The organism is Paenibacillus sp. FSL M8-0212 (genome assembly GCF_038004645.1).
GTDB lineage: Bacteria > Bacillota > Bacilli > Paenibacillales > Paenibacillaceae > Paenibacillus.
Window position 1 is genome coordinate 4,670,231 of record NZ_JBBORP010000001.1, and the last position, 20,787, is coordinate 4,691,017.

General features: G+C 45.4%; 16 protein-coding genes. All 16 read left to right on the forward strand.

What is annotated here, in order from left to right; genetic code table 11:
* The first annotated feature begins 274 nt into the window (after positions 1-274).
* The 16 genes from MKX68_RS20520 (at position 275) to MKX68_RS20595 (ending at position 20,775) form a co-directional block, all read left to right on the forward strand.
* Positions 275-925, forward strand: a complete 651-nt coding sequence (locus MKX68_RS20520; RefSeq protein WP_076211575.1) for an RsfA family transcriptional regulator — start codon at positions 275-277, stop codon at positions 923-925.
* 150 nt (positions 926-1,075) lie between these two features.
* Entirely contained in the window at positions 1,076-2,035 is a 960-nt protein-coding gene (locus MKX68_RS20525; RefSeq protein ID WP_338587973.1) for a ketopantoate reductase family protein, read from the forward strand.
* Complete coding sequence (locus MKX68_RS20530) at positions 2,035-2,409, forward strand: DUF3397 domain-containing protein (RefSeq protein WP_047843759.1); 375 nt, start codon at positions 2,035-2,037, stop codon at positions 2,407-2,409. The genes MKX68_RS20525 and MKX68_RS20530 overlap by 1 nt, the downstream gene beginning before the upstream one ends.
* A gap of 153 nt (positions 2,410-2,562) precedes the next feature.
* Complete coding sequence (locus MKX68_RS20535) at positions 2,563-4,260, forward strand: peptide ABC transporter substrate-binding protein (RefSeq protein WP_091028467.1); 1,698 nt, start codon at positions 2,563-2,565, stop codon at positions 4,258-4,260.
* A 189-nt stretch (positions 4,261-4,449) separates the two neighbouring features.
* Positions 4,450-5,382: an ABC transporter permease gene (locus MKX68_RS20540; RefSeq protein WP_076211567.1), complete on the forward strand. Its 933-nt coding sequence runs from the start codon at positions 4,450-4,452 to the stop codon at positions 5,380-5,382.
* Positions 5,383-5,429: 47 nt separating this feature from the next.
* The gene (locus tag MKX68_RS20545) at positions 5,430-6,311 is read left to right on the forward strand and encodes an ABC transporter permease (protein WP_371129057.1); all 882 of its coding nucleotides are present in this window, start codon (positions 5,430-5,432) and stop codon (positions 6,309-6,311) included.
* 17 nt (positions 6,312-6,328) lie between these two features.
* Positions 6,329-8,098, forward strand: a complete 1,770-nt coding sequence (locus MKX68_RS20550; RefSeq protein ID WP_091028470.1) for an ABC transporter ATP-binding protein — start codon at positions 6,329-6,331, stop codon at positions 8,096-8,098.
* 157 nt (positions 8,099-8,255) lie between these two features.
* Positions 8,256-9,887 (forward strand): bacillithiol biosynthesis cysteine-adding enzyme BshC, encoded by a 1,632-nt coding sequence (gene bshC / locus MKX68_RS20555; protein WP_340913960.1) that lies wholly within the window; start codon positions 8,256-8,258, stop codon positions 9,885-9,887.
* A 44-nt stretch (positions 9,888-9,931) separates the two neighbouring features.
* A complete protein-coding gene (locus MKX68_RS20560; RefSeq protein WP_047843755.1) occupies positions 9,932-11,197 on the forward strand; it encodes an adenosylhomocysteinase in 1,266 nt (421 codons plus the stop codon).
* A gap of 273 nt (positions 11,198-11,470) precedes the next feature.
* Positions 11,471-11,908, forward strand: a complete 438-nt coding sequence (mraZ, locus tag MKX68_RS20565; protein WP_017687291.1) for a division/cell wall cluster transcriptional repressor MraZ — start codon at positions 11,471-11,473, stop codon at positions 11,906-11,908.
* A gap of 18 nt (positions 11,909-11,926) precedes the next feature.
* On the forward strand, positions 11,927-12,877 hold the full coding sequence (rsmH, locus tag MKX68_RS20570; RefSeq protein WP_338587969.1) for a 16S rRNA (cytosine(1402)-N(4))-methyltransferase RsmH: 951 nt from the start codon (positions 11,927-11,929) through the stop codon (positions 12,875-12,877).
* A 27-nt stretch (positions 12,878-12,904) separates the two neighbouring features.
* Positions 12,905-13,333 carry a hypothetical protein gene (locus tag MKX68_RS20575; RefSeq protein WP_339790217.1) on the forward strand — a complete coding sequence of 143 codons (429 nt, stop codon included), beginning with the start codon at positions 12,905-12,907 and terminating at the stop codon, positions 13,331-13,333.
* A 12-nt stretch (positions 13,334-13,345) separates the two neighbouring features.
* The gene (locus MKX68_RS20580) at positions 13,346-15,688 is read left to right on the forward strand and encodes a penicillin-binding transpeptidase domain-containing protein (protein ID WP_340913962.1); all 2,343 of its coding nucleotides are present in this window, start codon (positions 13,346-13,348) and stop codon (positions 15,686-15,688) included.
* Between the two features lie 94 nt (positions 15,689-15,782).
* Entirely contained in the window at positions 15,783-17,735 is a 1,953-nt protein-coding gene (locus MKX68_RS20585; RefSeq protein ID WP_036614879.1) for a stage V sporulation protein D, read from the forward strand.
* A 140-nt stretch (positions 17,736-17,875) separates the two neighbouring features.
* Complete coding sequence (locus MKX68_RS20590) at positions 17,876-19,363, forward strand: UDP-N-acetylmuramoyl-L-alanyl-D-glutamate--2,6-diaminopimelate ligase (protein WP_074095853.1); 1,488 nt, start codon at positions 17,876-17,878, stop codon at positions 19,361-19,363.
* The gene (locus MKX68_RS20595) at positions 19,363-20,775 is read left to right on the forward strand and encodes a UDP-N-acetylmuramoyl-tripeptide--D-alanyl-D-alanine ligase (protein ID WP_047844438.1); all 1,413 of its coding nucleotides are present in this window, start codon (positions 19,363-19,365) and stop codon (positions 20,773-20,775) included. The genes MKX68_RS20590 and MKX68_RS20595 overlap by 1 nt, the downstream gene beginning before the upstream one ends.
* Positions 20,776-20,787: the final 12 nt, after the last annotated feature.

Sequence of the window (20,787 nt, forward strand, 5' to 3'; positions counted from 1 at the left end):
CACAACATTATACCGGGAAAGGAAAAACGTGTAAACAAATTTGGATATGAAAGCGAATTCTTTTTTTACTCAAAGTAAGTATATAGGGATATGTTTTACGTATGTCACGTATGAGCAAGCCTGAATGTGGAAATACATTTTAGTATGAAATCAATTCTATGAACTCTATGAGAGGCATAAGAATGAATGAAGCAGCTTTTATACCTAATTCACATACCGGGCTTCCGGTAATGCGGACGGTTATTTTAGGATGTTGTTAGGAGGGTATTATAGCATGACTGCAGTGAGACAGGATGCTTGGAGTACAGAGGACGATTTGATATTGGCTGAGGTTACTTTGCGTCATATTCGGGAAGGCAGTACACAATTGGCCGCTTTTGAAGAGGTGGGCGAAAAAATAGGCAGAACATCTGCCGCATGCGGTTTTCGCTGGAACAGTTGTGTACGTAAAAAGTATGATTCTGCCATCAGTAACGCCAAGGCACAACGACAAAAACGAAGTTATCTCAGAAAGCAGCCAGCTATGCTCGGACCGCAGGTTGCAGCATTGTCTACACTGGACACTGAAGAACATCTGTACAAATCAGATGGGATCTCAGACGATTCATTATCGATGGATGCAGTAATCCGCTTCCTGCGGCAATGGAAGGGAACAGTGCAGGAGAGTAATCGTCAACTCAAGATGCTGGAGAAGGAGCTTCGCGAGAAAGAAGATGAATTGCTTGAACTACGTCTTGAGAATGACCGTCTCTCCAAGGAAGTGAATGAAGTACAGACGGATTACCGTGTGGTGAATGACGACTACAAAGCTTTGATTCAGATTATGGATCGGGCTCGCAGACTCGCATTTTTGTCCGAAGAAGAAGAGGAACTTAAGACACGTTTCAAGATGGATGCCAACGGGAATCTGGAACGAATTGAATAACAAGTTCAGACGTTTGATTTGTGAAAGTCAGGTATGAACCCGCCACACCTCCGTTACACAACGGCAGGTATGACGGGTTTTTAGTTTGGTGTTTTTGTTCTATTATAGATAATAGAAGAGCAACTACTGAAGCGGAGAGGAGTGCATCATATGATCATTGACATCGTAGGAGCGGGGGCACTGGGTCTTTTATATGGCGGGAGACTGCTGGCGTCAGGTAACCAGGTCAGATTTTGGACGAGAACAACAGCTCAGGCTGACCTCCTCCGCCATAATGGAGTAACCATTGTGGAACAAGACGAAGAGATACACATTTTACCGGATCAAATACAGGCGAAACCAATAAGTGAGCTGACTGACACATGGATGAACACACCAGGAGAATGGTTACTGCTCATGGTTAAGCAGACAAGCATTGATGATTTCATTCATGAGATTAGTCCGTTACAAGATCATGTGCTGAATATCGCTTGTTTTCAGAATGGGATGGGCCATCTGGCAAAACTTCAGGCAGCTTTGCCAAAGTCGCTTTTGTGTAGTGCGGTTACAACAGAAGGTGCGAAGCGTACACAAAGTCAGGTAACTCGTGCAGGTACAGGTGAAACCAGGCTGGGGAGGTACAACATACATATAGTAGCTTCTACCTCTATAGAGGAGGAGAGAACATTTACTCTGTCGGGATCGTTGCAGCAGGCAGGATTTGACTGTACAGTGTCGAATGAAATCGATAAGCTGATATACAGGAAACTATTGATTAATTCAGTCATTAACCCGCTTACGGCACTATGGCGAATCCCTAATGGAGAATTGATCGTCAAGGAAGAACGAAAGAGGCTAATGCGCCAGTTATATGATGAAGTATTGTTAATCTACTCTGCAAGTGGAATATGTTTGGATCAGGATATGTGGGATCAACTGATATCGGTCTGTCGTTCTACTGCCACGAATACTTCCTCTATGCTTGCAGATGTTCTCGCTGGACGTGGTACAGAAGTGAGGTCAATTAACGGTCATGTTGTAAAGATGGCACAGAAGTTGGACCTTGTTGCACCTACACATGAAATACTGCTTCATCTGATTGAAGGAATGCAACCGGAAGGAGTGAATTAATGGGACTTTTTATTGTGTTGAGCATATTGCCCTTTTTTCCGTTCTTTCTTGTCTATTGGGGCATGTACGTATGGAAAAAAGACAAACGGAACGCCATGCGGATGGCAATGGATGTCACCACTTTTTTTCTTGTTTTTTCAGTATCGGCGTTATTCAACTTAACATTTGATTCGAATTTTGGTTTTTATCTGACACTATTACTCATACTACTAGCACTTGGATTCATCGGAGGTGCGCAAAATCGACTAAAGGGGAAGGTCGATGGGGGGAGAATGTTCCGGGCCGTATGGCGCATGGCCTTCATCATTATGAGTTTCGGGTATGTTTTGTTTACTTTATTTGGATTATTTAGATACTTCATGAAACAGATGTGAGGTTACATAACGCAAAAGAGGCAAAAAATGTGTCGATTTTGTCGAAAACTGAAAAAAACATTACTTTCTGAAAAAGTAATGTAGATTTTTTTGACCGGTGGTTGTATAATCTATAAACATATAAACCATATCAATTTAGGGGGAACGTGTTAGATGAAAAGGAAAAGTCTATTAGTCCTTTTGACGCTGATTTTGGCGTTCGGTACCGTACTTGCAGCGTGCGGATCGAAAAACGAAGGCACAGGTAACACCGATACTGGTTCTGCAAGCGAAGGAAATGGTCTTGCAAAAGATCAAATTCTGAAAATCAACCTGTCAGCTGAACCTCCTACGTTGGACCCGGCTCAAGCAAAAGACAGCCAAACCAACACAGTTCTGAAATTCTTGTATGAAGGTCTTGTACGCATCGATGCTGATGGTAAAGAACAAGCGGGCGTAGCTAAAGACTGGACAATCTCCGAAGATGGTTTGAAATATGTTTTCAACCTGAACCCGGATGCTAAATGGAGCAACGGTGATGCAATCACTGCCGAAGACTTTGTTCGTTCTTGGGAACGTGCTTTGAAACCGGAAACAGCTTCTCCATATGCATACCAATTGTACTACATCAAAGGCGCTGAAGGTTACAACCTCAGCAAAGATGAAACATACAAAGGTACTAAAGTCACAGATTTCTCACAAGTAGGCGTTAAAGCTACTGATGAGCACACATTGGAAGTAACTTTGGAAAACCCAACACCTTACTTCTTGGGTCTGACAGCATTCTACACGTACTACCCAGTACATGCATCTGCTGACACAAATGACAAATTCTTCACAGACTACAAAAACATGATCGTTAACGGACCATTTGTAATGGATCAATACTCCAAAGGTCAAAAAATTGTTGTGAAGAAAAACGATGGTTACCATGCAGCTGCCGATATTAAATTGGCTGAAATCGATATGTCTCTGACGAACAGCAGTGCTTCCGAACTGCAAGCTTACAAATCAGGACAATTGGACTACACTGGTGCACCTAACGGTGAAATTCCATCCGACCAAATTCCTTCTGTAAAAGCGGAATTGCCGGACGAGTTCAAAGCTACTGGTATTGCAAGTACGTACTACTATCAGTTCAACGTAAACGAAGCACCATTTAACAACGTTAAAATCCGTAAAGCATTTGCAATGGCAATTCAACGTCAGCTGATTGTTGACAAAGTTACACAAGGTGGACAAATTCCAGCATTCGGCTTTGTACCTCCAGGTATCCGTGGTGAAAACGGCGAATTCCGTGATGAGCACAAAGACGATTACTTCACAGAAAATGTGGAAGAAGCTAAAGCATTGCTTGCTGAAGGTATGAAAGAAGAAGGTTACACAACATTGCCAGCTGTTACGTTGATCTACAACACTAGTGATGGTCACGCGAAAATCGCTTTGGCGGTTGCTGACATGTGGAAACAAAATCTTGGTGTTGATGTGAAAACAGAAAACCAAGAGTGGGGCGTATTCCTTGAGAACCGTCAAAACCAAAACTTCCAAGTAGCTCGTGCAGGTTGGTCTGCTGACTACAACGATCCATACAACTTCTTGGAAATGTGGACTACTGGAAACACAAACAATGATTCCAAATTCAGCAACGAACAGTATGACAAAGATGTTAAAGACACTGTAAAATCTGCTGATCCAGCTGCACGTATGGCTGCATTTGCTGACGCTGAGAAAATCCTGATTCAAGATGAAATGGGCGTTATGCCAATCTATTACTACACTAACGTATCTTTGACCAAGCCTTACCTGAAAGGCGTACAACTTGATTTCAGTGGAGCTATTGACTTCACGCGTGCATATCTGGAAGAGAAATAAGTTGTTCTGAAGTCTAATATGAATACTTCGGGATATATATGTGGAATTCCATATATATCCCGATTTTTTGTATGTGCACCGATTTTCCTTATAATTCTTGAAATTTCCGATAAATGGATTGGACTTTATTTCTGTCTAATTCTACAATCGATTTGTATACAAAATATTGTTTGTGGAGGTGTGCAAGGGTTGGTTAAGTATGTGTTGAAAAAACTATTATTTATGCTGCTATCGCTTTTCATACTCGCATCTGCAACCTTCTTCCTGATGAAGGCTATTCCGGGTGACCCTTTTACATCCGAGAAAAAAGTATCGCCTGAAATTCGGGTTTTGCTGGAACAGAAGTATGGATTGGACAAACCGATGTATGAACAATACCTGAAGTATATGGGTGGAATCCTTAAGGGAGATTTCGGAGTCTCAATGAAATATCTCAATCGAGATGTAGCCGGAATGATCGGCGAAACATTCACCGCTTCGCTGAAGCTTGGAGTGTTTGCAATTGTTATCTCCATTATCGTGGGTGTTTTGCTGGGGCTTATTGCTGCAGTTTACCATCGTAAACTCATTGATGATATCACGATGATCCTCGCTGTTATAGGTATAGCTGTTCCGAGCTTCTTGCTTGCGTCACTATTGCAGTATCTCTTTGCTACTAAATTAGGCTGGTTTAACGTTATGGGCTTTGATGGTCCATTGGATTACGTTCTTCCGGTTGCAGCGCTATCTGCATCTCCGATTGCTTTTATCGCTCGTTTGACGCGTTCGAGCATGCTTGAAGTCTTACATGCAGATTATATCAAAACAGCTAAAGCCAAAGGTCTGAAATGGCCTGCAATTATGTTTAAACACGTTGTAAGAAACGGTATTCTACCAGTAGTAACTTATGTTGGTCCAATGACAGCGAATATCATCACAGGTTCCGTTGTAATTGAACAGATCTTTAACATCGGGGGAATTGGTAAAGTATTCGTAGAGAGTATCACAAACCGTGATTACACTATGATCATGGGGATTACAATTTTCTATGGTATCCTCCTGATGTTGGCTCGTTTCTTTACGGATATCGCTTACGTGCTGATTGATCCTAGAATTAAGCTGGAAAGCCGGAAGGGGGCATAACGTTGTCTGGCACGAATAATAAAAAAAATGAAACGGCGAACACGAACCTGACTAGTCAGGCAGCGGTAAAACCGCAAGAAAGTGTATCCCTTTTTAAAGATGCCATGTACAGACTTGCAACCAATAAGGCTGCTATGATAAGTCTGGGTGTATTGGTTCTTGTCGTGATTTTCTCTTTGATTGGTCCAACTTCTTTGTTTACAAGTTATAATTATTATTCCAATGATTTGTTGAATGCCAATGCAGCGCCGAGTGCGGAGCACTGGTTCGGTACGGACGAGCTTGGTCGTGACGTGTGGGTAAGAACTTGGGTAGGAGCACGTGTATCCCTTACTGTAGGTTTGGCCGCAGCCTTGATTGACCTTGTTATCGGGGTTATTTATGGAGCGATCATGGGTTTCTACGGTGGACGTGTAGATGGAATTATGAACAAGTTTTCCGAAATCCTCTACTCCTTGCCGTACATGCTTGTTGTAATTTTGTTGCTGGTTGTACTGGAACCAAGTCTGACAACGATTATCATTGCCCTCACCATCACAGGCTGGATCAGCATGTCATGGATTGTGCGTGGTGAGATTATGCAACTCAAAAACAGAGACTTTATTCTTGCTGCAAGGTCCATGGGAGCAAGCACAGGGCGTCAATTGTTCCGTCATTTGCTGCCCAATGCAATAGGACCGATTCTTGTAACATTGACATTGTCTATTCCAAATGCAATCTTTGCTGAAGCGTTCCTGAGCTTCCTTGGATTGGGTGTATCAGCACCAAGATCTTCACTTGGTTCTATGATCAATGATGCACTTACAGGCTGGACGCTATTCCCGTGGCGGATGTGGTTCCCAGCAGGTCTAATGGTTCTTACAATGCTTGCATTTAACTTGCTCGGAGACGGTCTGCGTGACGCACTCGATCCGAAATTACGTAAATAGAAACAGGAGGTGGGATTATGGAGCCGATTTTAACTGTCAAAGACCTGAGTGTGTCGTTCTCAACACGTTCTGGTGAATTTGATGCCGTTAAACATGTGAGTTTTGAACTTGGCAAAGGAGAGACGCTGGGGATCGTAGGTGAATCGGGTAGTGGTAAGAGTGTTACCGCCCAAACCATCATGAAATTGATTCCCTCCCCGCCTTCGAAGGTCAAAAGCGGAGAAATTACTTTTCACGGGCAAGACCTGCTGAATAAGACAGACAAACAAATGGAAGCGATTCGTGGTAAAGATATCGGTATGATCTTCCAAGATCCAATGACTTCTTTGAATCCTACCATTAAAATTGGTAAACAAATTACCGAAGTATTGCGCAAGCATCAGAACATGTCCAAACAAGCGGCGAATAAAGCGGCTTTGGAGATGCTGGAACTTGTAGGTATTAAAAATGCGGCTATTCGCATGAATCATTATCCTCACCAATTCTCTGGTGGTATGCGTCAGCGTGCCATGATTGCGATCGCACTTGCATGTCGTCCATCCCTTCTGATTGCGGATGAGCCGACAACTGCACTTGACGTTACAATTCAGGCTCAAATTCTGGATGTCATGAAAGACATGCAGCAAAAGCTGGGAACATCGATCATGCTGATTACGCATGACCTTGGTGTCGTAGCGGGTATGTGTGACCGTGTTGTTGTTATGAAGGAAGGCGAAGTTGTTGAAACAGGAACAACTGCTGAAATCTTTAGTAACCCTCAACATCCATACACGATTAAATTGTTGAATGCCTTGCCTCGTCTGGACGAGCCCAAAAAGGAAAAACCAGCTCCGGCTGGTATTATCAAAGGCAGCAATAAGCCTCTGGTACAAGTGAAAAACTTGAAACAGTACTTTAATTTGGGTAAAGGTAACATTCTCAAAGCGGTCAATGACGTAAGCTTTGATATCTTTGAAGGTGAAACACTTGGCGTTGTAGGCGAGTCTGGTTGTGGTAAATCCACAACAGGTCGTACCATTCTGCGTCTTTATGAGCCAACTGGCGGAAATGTTAACTTCAACGGAACGGATATCTACAAGTTGTCCCCGCGTAAAATGAAAGAAATGCGTAAAGATATGCAGATGATCTTCCAAGATCCATATGCATCTCTTAACCCGCGTTTCAATGTTATGGATATTATCGGGGAGTCCCTCGATATTCATGGTCTGGCTTCCAGCTCTAAAGAGCGTAAGAGACGAGTGGAGGAACTGCTTGATCTGGTAGGTTTGAATCCAAGTCATGCTCTTCGTTATCCACATGAATTCTCCGGTGGTCAAAGACAACGGATCGGGATTGCGCGTGCACTCGCTGTAGACCCTAAATTCATCATCTGTGATGAGCCATTGTCTGCACTGGATGTATCCATTCAGGCACAGGTCGTTAAATTGCTTGAAGAACTTCAGCAACGTCTCGGCTTGACTTACCTGTTTATCGCGCATGACTTGTCGATGGTTAAACATATCAGTGACCGTGTCGCTGTAATGTACATGGGTAAAGTGGTTGAGCTCGCAGAAAGTGAAGAACTATATGCGAACCCTATCCACCCTTATACCAAAACATTGCTCTCAGCAATCCCTGTACCTGATCCGGAAGTGGAAGCGAACAAACGTCGCATCTTGCTGCCGGAAGAGCATATGAGCCCGATTCAGAATGGATCTGGTGGTCCTGCAAATGACCCGTACAACCTGGAAAATGCTCAATTGATTGAGGTTTCCAAAGGTCACTGGGTTGCAGAACCTTACGTATAATAGGAATATTAATGCGATATGCTATTATTGATGTATTAAATGCCGCCGACTCGTTCGGCGGTTTTTTTCGTATTTTAATCACTTTCTTTTGACGAAGAGGCCTTGAATTCGGTACAATCAAGAAAGGCTCTTTGAAGCAGAATAGGAGGCAGACCTCATGAACGGTATTACCGAGGCACTCCGCAGCGGATCAAGACTTGCAGAAGATTATATCTGTTCAAGAGATGCTGCGCGTGGCCTTTACGAGTATGACATTCGCTGGAAATCAGGACTTCAGGCGCGTGCCGAGTGGCTGGACCAATCGGAAAACACACGTATTGATCGTCGTGATCTGGCAGAGTATTTACGTATATATAATAAGCGGGTGAACGACCATGGAGAGGTTCATGCGTCCATCACACGTCTTGCCGAACAAGATGCACTAGTGGTTACAGGAGGACAGCAGAGCGGTCTGCTCACCGGACCACTGTTCGTCATATACAAAGCCGCCAGCGTAGTGGCAGCTGCGCGTGAAGCGGAAGAAAGACTTCAACGCCCGGTAGTCCCAGTATTTTGGATTGCTGGTGAAGACCATGACTGGGATGAGGTTAACCACACATATCTACCTGATCATCAGGGAGACATGAAGAAGGTCAAGTTACAAGGACGATTCGCAGGAAGGGATTCTGTGAGTAATGTTCATGTGGATACGCAGCAGTGGATGAATGTACTCGAACAGGTGGAACATCTTTTACCTGATACGATACATAAACCAGGACTGATGAAATGTATCACAGAGATCCATCAATCCAGTTCAAATCTGAGTGATGCATTTGCCCGCATGATATCTGCCTTGTTTGCCAGTAGTGGACTTGTTCTAATGGATGCATCGGATCCAGATTTACGCAGGTTGGAACAGCCCGTGTTTGAGCGGTTGATACGAAAAAATGAAGTGCTGCGCAGCGCATACACACAAGGTGCTTCGCTGGTACAACAAGCTGGTTATGCTATGCCTGCCGAAGTAGCGGAGGATGGAGCCAATCTGTTCTACATTCATGAAGGTACGCGTCTGCTCTTGTTGTTGAAGGACGGTTTATATAGTGATCGCAAAGGTTTGGTTTCTTTCACAGAGGAACGTTTGCTTCAGGAACTGGGAGAACATCCGGAGCGCTTCAGTAACAACGTATTGACACGACCATTAATGCAAGATTCCGTGCTGCCTGTAGCCGCTGTTATTTTGGGGCATGGTGAAATTGCATATTGGGGTTTGACTCGGGAAGCATTCCGTCAGTTCGGACTGCAAATGCCCATTTTGTTGCCGCGGTTGTCTTTCACCATTATGGAAGATATTCATCACAAACATATGAAACAATATGGACTTTCTTATCAGGATGTTCAATATCATATGGAAGAAAAGAAGGAACAGTGGCTCGCACAACAGGAGACGTTCCAGGTAGATGAACAGTTTGACAAGGTTCAGGAAGCGTTTCTTGATCTGTATGGACCATTGCTAGATGAGATCGCGGAGATTCATCCGGGGCTGGAACGAATTGGCGATACCAATTTGGGTAAAATCAACGAGCAAATGCAATATCTGAAACAGCAGACTCACAAAGCCATCGAAGACAAACATAATGTGAGTCTAAGGCACTGGAACGGCATTCAGAACTCCTTATTCCCAACGGGCAAACCACAGGAACGAGTACATAATGCACTCTTTTACCTGAATCGTTATGGCACCGAGTGGATCGACGAACTGATTAAGGCCTCAAGTGAATTCCTTGGAGAGCATAAGGTTATTGCACTATAGAGCCCTTTATAATAGAAGAAACACATAAACGAGGAGGACATGGAATGACTACACCTGCATTGCAAAACAGTATTGTTAAAGATATGGGACTCGCTTCAGAGGGTCATCTGAAAATTGACTGGGTAGAAGCGCATATGCCGGTACTGAACCGTATTCGTCGCCAATTTGAACAGGATCTTCCTTTTAAAGGTTTGAAGGTTGCCATTTGTCTTCATCTGGAAGCAAAAACAGCTTACTTGGCAAAAGTGATCCAAGCGGGTGGGGCGGAAGTAACGATTACGCACAGCAATCCATTGTCTACACAAGATGATGTTTGCGCAGCATTGGTGGAAGACGGCGTTACGGTGTATGCGAAGTACAATCCGGAGCCTGCGGAATTCAAATCACTGCAACTGCGTGCGCTTGAGGTGAAGCCTGATCTCATTATTGATGATGGTGGAGACTTTGCAACCATTATTGCATCCGAGCGCCCTGACCTCGCAGCAACCATTCGCGGAGGAGCAGAAGAAACGACAACGGGTATTATTCGTTTGAAAGCATTGGCGAAAGAAGGCCAATTAAAGTTTCCGATGGTTGCGGTTAATGACGCATACTGCAAGTATCTGTTTGACAATCGCTACGGTACTGGACAATCTGCATTCGACGGAATTATTCGTACAACTAACTTGGTTATCGCTGGTAAAAACGTAGTGGTAGCAGGTTATGGCTGGTGTGGTAAAGGTGTAGCGATGCGCGCCAAAGGTCTTGGTGCGAATGTGATCGTAACCGAGATCGATCCAATCAAAGCGGTAGAAGCACACATGGACGGGTTCCGGGTCATGACGATGGTGGAAGCCGCCAAATTGGGAGATTTCTTTATTGCAGTTACAGGCAATAAGGATGTTATCACAGGTGAGCATTACGATGTGATGAAGGACGGAGCGATCCTGAGTAATGCAGGTCACTTTGATGTTGAAGTGAATAAACCTGAACTGGCTAAACGTTCCGAATCGATTCGCACAGTTCGTCGCAACATTGAGGAATATCGTTTCAAAGACGGTCGTAAAATGTACCTTCTTGCAGAAGGTCGTCTTGTGAACCTGGGTGCAGCAGATGGTCACCCTGCCGAAATCATGGATACGACGTTTGCTCTGCAGGCGCTTGGTCTGCGTTATGTAAGTGAGAATTATGAAAACTTGGGTAAAAACGTTGTTAATGTACCTTATGATATTGACCAGCAGGTTGCCAGCTATAAACTTGAAAGCCTGAATATTGGTATCGACTCCTTGTCAGCTGAGCAAGAGAAATACCTGGATAGCTGGAAATTTTAAGCACTATCCAATAATTACAAGCTGATGAAATGATTCAATAGGTATAGAATGGTTTATTGATGATATGGCTCATGTGCGGGTAGACATACGATTGCCCGTTTACGGGAAGCGTCTTTGATCCTGAGTGACAGGATCAAGGACGTTTTTTTATGCTGAAAAATTAAAAAATCAAGTAATGCAAGAAGGGTTTTGATTTTTTTGTGCGAATCTATTATGCTTAGGTGGTGGAAAGTGGGGCAAAGTGGGAGAAACGGGTGAGGAGTGAGTGGGCCAATGTTTATGGGGGAGTTCCAACATAGCATTGATGATAAGGGTCGGGTTATCATTCCGGCTAAATTCCGCGAATCTCTGGGACCGTCTTTCGTTGTCACACGGGGTTTGGACCAGTGTCTTTTCGTGTACCCCATGGAGGAGTGGGGGGTCATGGAACAGAAGCTCAAAGCACTGCCATTGATGAAATCTGATGCACGTGCGTTTACCCGGTTTTTTTTCTCGGGTGCAACCGAATGTGAACTGGACAAACAGGGCAGGGTAAATCTGCCGGGCAATTTAAGAGAGTATGCCAAGCTGGACAAGGATTGTGTTGTTCTTGGCGTGTCGAACCGGGTGGAGATTTGGAGCAAAGGCATATGGGAGAGTTATTTCAATCAATCCGAAGAAGCATTCAACGACATTGCCGAAAAGCTGGTCGATTTTAATTTTGATTTATAAAGTCAGGAGGGGTGCAGGTTGTTTCACCACATAACCGTACTCAAAGAAGAGGCAACAGAGGGATTAAACATCAAGCAGGACGGTATATACGTGGACTGCACTTTAGGCGGTGGCGGACATAGCTCCGTGATTGCTTCCAAGCTCGGTCCAGGGGGACGTCTGATCGCACTTGATCAGGATGATTGGGCTTTGGATAATGCTCGCGAGAAGCTCGCTGCTTATGGAGAACGTGTAACATTGGTGAAAACCAATTTTCGAGATCTGGAACAGGTACTCAAGGATCTGGATGTACCAATGAAGGATGGTGCACCACAGGTCGACGGTATTTTGTACGACTTGGGTGTGTCATCTCCGCAATTTGATGAAGGAGAACGTGGTTTCAGCTACAATCACGATGCTCCGCTCGATATGCGAATGGACCAGGATGCAATGCTAACGGCCAAAGAGATTGTGAATGAGTGGCCAGAAGAAGAGATTGCTCGAATTTTGTATCGCTATGGTGAAGAGAAGTTTTCGAGAAGAATTGCCCGTGTTATCGTCGGAAAACGAGCGCAGTCTACCATTGAGACGACAGGTGAACTCGTGGAACTGATCAAGGAAGGCATCCCGGCGGCAGCTCGCCGTACTGGTGGACATCCTGCCAAACGCAGCTTCCAGGCATTACGCATTGCCGTCAATGATGAGTTGGGTGCGTTCGAAGAAGGCTTGCATCAGGCTGTTCGTTGTCTGGCACCAGGAGGACGTGTATCTGTTATTACCTTCCACTCCCTTGAGGATCGGATATGTAAACAGATTTTCAGCAGTTATCTGGAAAAATGTACATGTCCACCCGATTTTCCGTTGTGTGTATGCGGCGGCAAGGGGAGCCTGCGTTTAGTTAACAGAAAACCGTTGATTCCAACGGAAACGGAATTGACCGAAAATTCACGTGCTCGTTCAGCCAAGCTGCGCGTAGCCGAGAAATTGTAGATCAAGAGTGGAGGAGAGAATCGGAGTATGGCATATACACGTGGTAATCTCGCTGTAAAAGAAAAAGCGTCCCAGGAACGTGTGACCCAGCAACGATACAAAGAAACCACCAAAGTGGTGACCCGTCGTACGGGTCTTCCGGCACGCGAGAAGATTTTGTATCTGATTACCCTGCTTGCAGTTATCCTTGTTGGAGGAGCCTTGATGTCTCGTTATGCTCATATCTATGATCTGAACAAGCAGGCGCAGTCCACTATTTCGGATATCAAGGGGTATGAAAAGACAATTGCAGACCTGCAGGTGGAGAAAGAAACATTGAACAACCAGGTCATCGAAAATGCAAAACAACTTGGTTACGTTGAAGCTTCTGGTAAAGATGTCATTTATGTACCTCGTTCAACAAGTACGAAATCAACTGGTACTGAGTCGTCCTCCAATACAGCAAGCAGTAAGTAAAGAGGTGTTCCGATGATAAAAAGAATAAAGATGCGCACGTTGCTTATAGGGGGATGTATTACCCTCTTTTTTCTTGTACTCGTAACCCGAATCTTTTTCATTCAAGTTGTGAATGGCGGTGTATGGCAGGAACGGGCGGCCGGTTTGGTAGAGCGGGAACAGACGATTAAGGCTGCACGTGGAACGATTACGGATCGAAATGGTAACATTTTGGCTACCGATTCCCCTGCGTATACGGTTTCTGTTAATCCGTTATTAATTAATGAACTCGGAATTCAGGATGTTGTTACGGAGAAGCTCTCTTCCCTTCTTGGAAAAAATGAGAGTGAAATGCGTGCTCTGGTCACAGCCAAAAAGGAAGATGGCAAGTTCTATCAGCAACGTGAAGTACGCAGTGAAGGGTATAAGATAAGTCCTGAACTTGCGGCACAAGTCAACGAGTTGCGTGAAGAACTGCAAGATGAATATAAGGCGCGTAATGCAATTGTGATGGCTCAGGAGTCGAAGCGTTTTTACCCTGAAGAAACACTTGCTTCTCACCTCTTGGGATATATGAGCCGTGATGGGAAAGCTGTCAATGGACTTGAAGTCTCATATGATGAAGCACTGACAGGTACAGACGGATATCTGAATTATCAGAAGGATGCCAAAGGCATTAAACTTCCGGATTCACAGGATAACTATCTGCCACCTCAGAACGGTAAGAACCTTACGCTGACCATCGATGATACGATCCAGTTCTACATTGAGGATGCAATGAAAGAAGCCGTTGCCAAGTATAATCCACTGAGCATGACGGTCATTGCTGCGGACCCAAACACGATGGAGATTCTAGGGATGGCGAACTGGCCAACCTTTAACCCTAATTCGTATGGAAGTACACCTGATCAAAAGAATTTTATCAACCATGCTACGCAATCAATCTATGAGCCGGGTAGTACATTCAAAATAGTTACGCTAGCAGGGGCTGTTGAAGAAAAACTCTTTGATCCCAATGCAAGTTTTGAATCGAAACCGACCTATATTGGCGGATATACGATTAGTGATAACGGTCATTCTTACGGACGAATATCTTACCTTGAAGGTGTAAAACGCTCCAGTAACATTGCTTTTGTTAATCTGGGTTACAACATGCTTGGTGGTGAACGTCTGCGTCATTACATAGACGAATTCGGTTTCGGTAAAAAGACAGGTATTGATCTGCCGAATGAGGCGGCATCACCAATTAAACCACTGGTTTTCAAATCAGAAATTGCTACTGCTGCCTACGGTCACGGTCTTGTACAGGTAACACCAATACAACAGGTCGCAGCGATCTCGGCGATTGCCAATGGCGGCAAGTTGCTGGAGCCACATCTGGTGAAGGAGATCAAGAACCCGAATGATGGGACAACGGAAGTGATCAAACCCAAAGTTGTTCGTCAGGTGATTTCCAAGGAATCTTCCAAACTGGTGAGCGGTTATCTGGAACAAGTGGTTGCAGATCAAACGATTGGTACCGGTCGTAACGCCTATATTGAAGGTTACCGTGTAGCTGGTAAAACAGGTACGGCAAGAAAGGTCGTTAACGGAGAATACAGCAAATCGAAAGACGTTGTATCGTTTATTGGATTCGCGCCCGTGAATAATCCGAAGATTGCTATACTTGTTGTCATTGACCAACCGGATGGAACCAACATTGGGGGAGGAACCGCAGCTGCGCCGGTGTTCAAAAAGATTGTCAGCCAGACTCTTCAATACATGGGAATACCCAAAGATACAGCCAAAACTCCTGACAAAAAGTCAAAAGAAGTCTCTGTCGTGCAAGCCAAGGCGCCTGACTTGAGTGGCAAGACAGCCAAACAGGCCAGAAGCCAGCTTCTAAGCGCAGGTATTGCTTATGTGACTCTTGGTCAAGGTGATAATGTAATTCGGCAGTATCCGGTTGCTGGCGCCTCTATGAATCCAGGCCAACGAATCTATCTGCTAACGGAAGAAAGCAGCAAGATGAAGATTCCCGATCTAACAGGAGAATCTCTCCGTGATGCCCTAGAAGTACTTTCTCTCATGAAAGTGGGGGTTACGGTCAAGGGCGAGGGTTATGTCGTGAAGCAAACCGAGCAGGTCGCAGGTGAGCAGAGAACTGTACAGTTAAACTTGCAAACTGCCAAAGCTGCAGTGACAGGTATAGCCGATGAGGCTCCAATCTCATCTGATCCGTCGTCAGAAGCTGAAGTGAAGGAACAAGAGCCTTCGGGCGGAGAAGGTAAAACCGACGGAACAGACGAAACAGATGAAACAGATAACAACAAGGCTCCTGCCAATGAATCCGAATCCTCTGACGATCCAGCAACAAACGGAGCTTCGCTTCCTTAGGGAGCTCTGACAGCTTGTTCTAACCCCCGGTTGTCCTGAATATTCATGAATGGAACGAATGTCATGATTTTGGGACGAGTGGGGGGATCTTTTCGTGAAGGGATCAAGCGTAAATCTGCGACGCAGGTTGCTATGGAGTTTAATGATTTTAGTTTTGTTATTTTCGGCCCTGATGATCAGGCTTGCTTATGTACAGCTCGGGGAAGGCCCTGAATTGTCAGCAAAAGCAGAAGAATCCTGGCGGCGTAATATTCCTTACTCAGCCAAGCGGGGGGAGATCCTGGATCGAAATGGAACCTCTCTGGCCTATAATGTGACAACACCGACCATTATGGCCATTCCGGCTCAGGTTAAAGAAGCTGAAACCACAGCTAAAGCGCTGGCCCCATTGCTTGGGATGACGGAAGAAAAAGTGCTTGCAACCATCAAGAAACGAGAACTCATTGTAAGACTACAACCCGGCGGCCGCAAAATTACGATGGAGAAAGCTCAGCGCATCCGTGATTTGAAGCTTCCGGGTATCGTTGTTGCTGAGGACAATAAACGTTTTTATCCTTATGATGATTTGGCTGCCCATATTCTTGGTTTTACGGGCATTGATAATCAGGGCTTAACGGGTGTCGAGAAGAAATATGATGATAAGCTGAATGGTTTGAATGGCAGTGTGTCCTACTTGTCCGATGCGGCCGGAAGGCTAATGCCGGGCTCATCCGAGAAGTATGTGGAACCGAAGGACGGCCTTAACCTCAAGCTGACCATTGATAAATCCATTCAGTCCATCATGGAGAGAGAACTGGATCAGGCCATGGTGAAGTTTCAGGCGAACTCAGCATTGGCTATAGCGATGAATCCCAAAACGGGTGAAATTTTGGGTATGTCCAGCAGACCGGGATACGAACCTGCCGATTATCAGCAATATCCCGCGGAGATATACAATCGCAATTTACCGATCTGGATGACCTACGAGCCGGGCTCCACATTTAAGATCATTACTTTGGCAGCTGCGCTTGAAGAGAAAAAGGTTAATCTGCAACAGGATCAATTTTTTGACCCTGGATATGTTGAGGTGGGTGGAGCACGTCTGCGCTGCTGGAAAAAGGGCGGCCATGGAAGTCAGACCTTCTTACAAGTTGTGGAGAACTCATGTAACCCGGGCTTTGTGGCTTTGGGGCAGAGGCTGGGCAAAGAATCGCTCTTCTCCTATATTAAAGACTTTGGCTTCGGTACCAAGACAGGGATCGACCTCAGTGGAGAAGCCAGTGGAATTCTGTTCAAACTGTCCAGAGTGGGACCTGTCGAACTTGCAACAACTGCTTTTGGTCAAGGTGTATCGGTTACGCCTATTCAGCAAGTAGCAGCTGTGTCAGCGGCCATCAATGGGGGTAAACTTTACAAGCCTTATGTTACGAAAGCGTGGGTCCATCCGGTAACGGGAGAAGTCATGGAAGAGGCCAAGCCGGAACTGGTTCGTCAGGTGATCTCGGAGAATACATCCAAACAAGTACGTGAAGCACTCGAGAGTGTTGTCGCAAAAGGCACCGGGCGTCCGGCATTCATTGATGGATACCGGGTCGGTGGCAAAACAGGTACAGCCCAGAAGGTTATCAACGGACGTTATTCCTCAACCGAGCATATCGTATCCTTTATCGGATTTGCACCGGCAGATGATCCACAGATTGTGGTCTATACCGCAGTTGATAATCCCAAAGGAATTCAGTTCGGAGGCGTGGTTGCCGCCCCGATTGTGCAGAACATCCTTGAAGATGCTTTGCATTATATGAATGTACCTGTTCGTAAGGATCAGGTCGCCAAAGAATACAAGTATGGTGAAACCAAAATCGTGACAGTCCCAGACCTGACAGGAGCTACTGTTGAAGATCTGTACGAAGACCTGAACATGAATTTTATGCTGGCGAAGTCTGGCAGTGGTAAATACGTGATTAATCAGGCACCCAAACCTGGGGCGAGGGTAGATCAGGGATCAACCATCCGCATTTATATGGGGAATGTACTGAACGATGCACATGATCACACAAAGGATGAATAACGGGGCTTAGGGGTAGTTTGGGGCTTCTAGCGCAACAAAATTCATCCAAGTGCGTTTCATTATTGGGTTGTATTGACGATATTAATAAATACAGACATATGTTAAAACAGAAGTATAATTGGAAAAGTGAGGTTATTCATGTGCTTTTAAAACAATTTGCATCGATGCTGACCACCGCCCGCCTCGTGGGCGAATCAAATACAGAATGCCAAAACCTTCAGACAGATTCCCGGCAGGTAAAACCGGGTGATCTGTTTATCTGTCTTCCGGGACATACGGTAGATGGTCATGATTATGCAGAAAAAGCTGTAAATGCTGGTGCAGTTGCATTGGTGGTTGAACGGCAGCTGGATCTTCCTGTACCACAATTGCTGGTGAAGGATAGCCGGTTTGCGATGGCTGTTCTGGCAGATTTCTTTTTTGACTCGCCAAGCCAGAAGATGAATATGATTGGTGTAACGGGAACGAACGGAAAAACAACGACCACCTATTTGATTGAAAAAATCATGAGTGATTACGGACGCAAGACGGGATTGATCGGTACTATTCAAATGCGGTATGACGGTCGCACCTACCCGATGTCAGGAACAACACCAGAGGCGCTTGATCTGCAGCGTAGTCTGCATGATATGGTTCAGAAGGGTACGGACTGCTGTGTTATGGAAGTTTCTTCTCACGCATTGGAACAAGGGCGAGTAAAGGGAACAAATTTCCGTACTGCGGTATTCACTAACCTGACGCAGGATCATTTGGACTACCACCATTCCATGGAGGAATATCGCGGGGCCAAAGGATTGTTCTTTGCACGTCTGGGTAACGGTTATACGGAAGATGTCTCACAGCGTAAATTCGCTGTCATCAATGCAGATGATCCGGCTGCGGCTTATTTCATCTCTGTGACTGCGGCTGAAGTGATTACATATGGCATGGGTGAAAAGGCGGATGTACGCGCATCCCAAATTTCAATCACGTCTCAGGGAACTTCTTTCCACGTGGATACATTTGCAGGCAGCGCAGATATTCGCTTGCGCATGGTAGGCAAATTCAATGTGTACAATGCAATGGCAGCCATCTCTGCAGCGCTGGTGGAAGGTATTCCGCTGGAAGAGATCAAGCGCAGTCTGGAGACGGTTCCGGGCGTGGATGGACGTGTTGAAGGAGTGGACGAAGGACAGCCATTTGCTGTTATTGTCGATTATGCCCATACACCGGATGGACTGGAGAATGTGTTGCGGACGGTGAAGGAATTTGCCGAAGGGCGTGTAATTTGCGTGTTTGGCTGTGGTGGTGACAGGGACCGTACCAAACGCCCTCTCATGGGGAAAATTGCTGCGAATTATAGTGATTTTGTACTGATTACTTCCGATAATCCACGGACAGAAGATCCGGATCTGATTCTCAAAGACATTGAACAGGGCCTGATTGAAGAATCCGTTCCTGCTGAACGTTATACGATGATTGTGGATCGACGCCAGGCGATTCATGAAGCTATTGAAATGGCAAGCCCAGCCGATGTAGTATTGATTGCGGGCAAGGGTCACGAGACCTATCAGATTATCGGCACAACCAAAACCGATTTTGATGACCGAATCATAGCCAAAGAAGCGATAAGGGGCAAATCCAATTGATAAAAAGAACATTGGCACAATTGGCCGAGATGTGTGGAGGAACATTAAGTGATGTTGCCGCTCATGGCAATGTAATGGTCGAAGGGGTGTTTACCGATTCGCGTAAACCTCTGGAAGGCAGTTTGTTTATTCCGCTAGTGGGTGAAAGGTTTGACGGACACGAATTTGTGCAAGCCTGTTTAGAGAAGGGGGCTGCAGGCGCGATCTGGCAAAAGGATCATGGTATTCCGCCACAAGGAGCTGTCATTGTTGTTGACGACACACTTGTCGCGCTGCAAGCACTCGCATCTGCTTATCTAACGGAGAATAAAGCGGCTGTAGTCGGCATTACAGGCAGCAACGGCAAGACAACAACAAAGGACATCGTGGATGCCATTCTCTCGACGACGTTCAAAGTGCATAAGACGCAAGGCAACTTCAATAATCACATTGGTTTACCACTGACTGTACTAAGCATGGACCCGGATACCGAGATTATCATTTTGGAGATGGGTATGAGTGGTCGCGGGGAAATTAACGATTTGTCGGTTATTGCGCAGCCTGATGTAGCGGTCATTACCAATATTGGTGAATCACATCTGCTTCAGCTGGGGTCCAGACTGGAGATTGCCAGAGCCAAAGCCGAGATTGCCGCGGGATTGAAGCCTGGCGGGTTACTGATCTACAACGGAGACGAGCCTTTAATTGCACAAGTCCTTGAAGAGCCCGCAACGAAACAACCCGATGGATTGCAGCGGTTTACATTTGGTCTGCAAACCGATAATGATGACTATCCTACCGGACTTATGAATGCGCAGAACGGGGTAGTTTTCACCACCAAACAGTCTGGAGAACATGCATTTACGCTACCTCTGCTAGGAACGCATAATGTCGTTAACTGTCTGGCTGCTTTGGCAGTAGCCCGTCATTTCAAAGTGACGACGGAGCAGATTGCCGCGGGATTGTCTCGCTTGAAACTGACAGGCATGCGTATTGAGGTTACGCAAGGCGTTAGTGGTCTAACCTTGCTGAATGATGCATACAATGCAAGTCCAACCTCCATGAAGGCCGCAATCGATGTACTAGAAGGTCTGAAAGGATACCGCATGAAAGTGGCTGTGCTTGGTGATATGCTTGAACTCGGTCCCCAAGAGCAGGATCTGCATTACGGAATCGGAGAGTATATCACATCGGCCAAAATGGACATGGTGCTGGTATATGGTCCGCTATCAGCCAAGATTGCTGAAGGAGCAAGCAAGCATATGCCTACAGAGGCTGTGCATGCTTTTATAGATAAAGAAGAAATGACCCGTTATCTACTGGAGAAACTACATCCCAGAGACGTTGTTTTGTTCAAAGCTTCAAGAGGCATGAAGCTGGAGGACGTGGTCGAAGCACTACAAATAGCACCATTACAGAATCGAGTAGACTAGAGGGGTGAACCC

Bases quoted from the DNA above. Each gene is read 5' to 3' on its own strand.
- MKX68_RS20525 (WP_338587973.1), top strand. From the start codon at position 1,076: ATGATCATTGACATCGTAGGAGCGGGGGCACTGGGTCTTTTATATGGC.
- MKX68_RS20560 (WP_047843755.1), top strand. From the start codon at position 9,932: ATGACTACACCTGCATTGCAAAACAGTATTGTTAAAGATATGGGACTC.
- MKX68_RS20530 (WP_047843759.1), top strand. From the start codon at position 2,035: ATGGGACTTTTTATTGTGTTGAGCATATTGCCCTTTTTTCCGTTCTTT.
- MKX68_RS20575 (WP_339790217.1), top strand. From the start codon at position 12,905: ATGGCATATACACGTGGTAATCTCGCTGTAAAAGAAAAAGCGTCCCAG.
- mraZ (WP_017687291.1), top strand. From the start codon at position 11,471: ATGTTTATGGGGGAGTTCCAACATAGCATTGATGATAAGGGTCGGGTT.
- MKX68_RS20550 (WP_091028470.1), top strand. From the start codon at position 6,329: ATGGAGCCGATTTTAACTGTCAAAGACCTGAGTGTGTCGTTCTCAACA.
- MKX68_RS20520 (WP_076211575.1), top strand. From the start codon at position 275: ATGACTGCAGTGAGACAGGATGCTTGGAGTACAGAGGACGATTTGATA.
- MKX68_RS20535 (WP_091028467.1), top strand. From the start codon at position 2,563: ATGAAAAGGAAAAGTCTATTAGTCCTTTTGACGCTGATTTTGGCGTTC.
- bshC (WP_340913960.1), top strand. From the start codon at position 8,256: ATGAACGGTATTACCGAGGCACTCCGCAGCGGATCAAGACTTGCAGAA.
- MKX68_RS20580 (WP_340913962.1), top strand. From the start codon at position 13,346: ATGATAAAAAGAATAAAGATGCGCACGTTGCTTATAGGGGGATGTATT.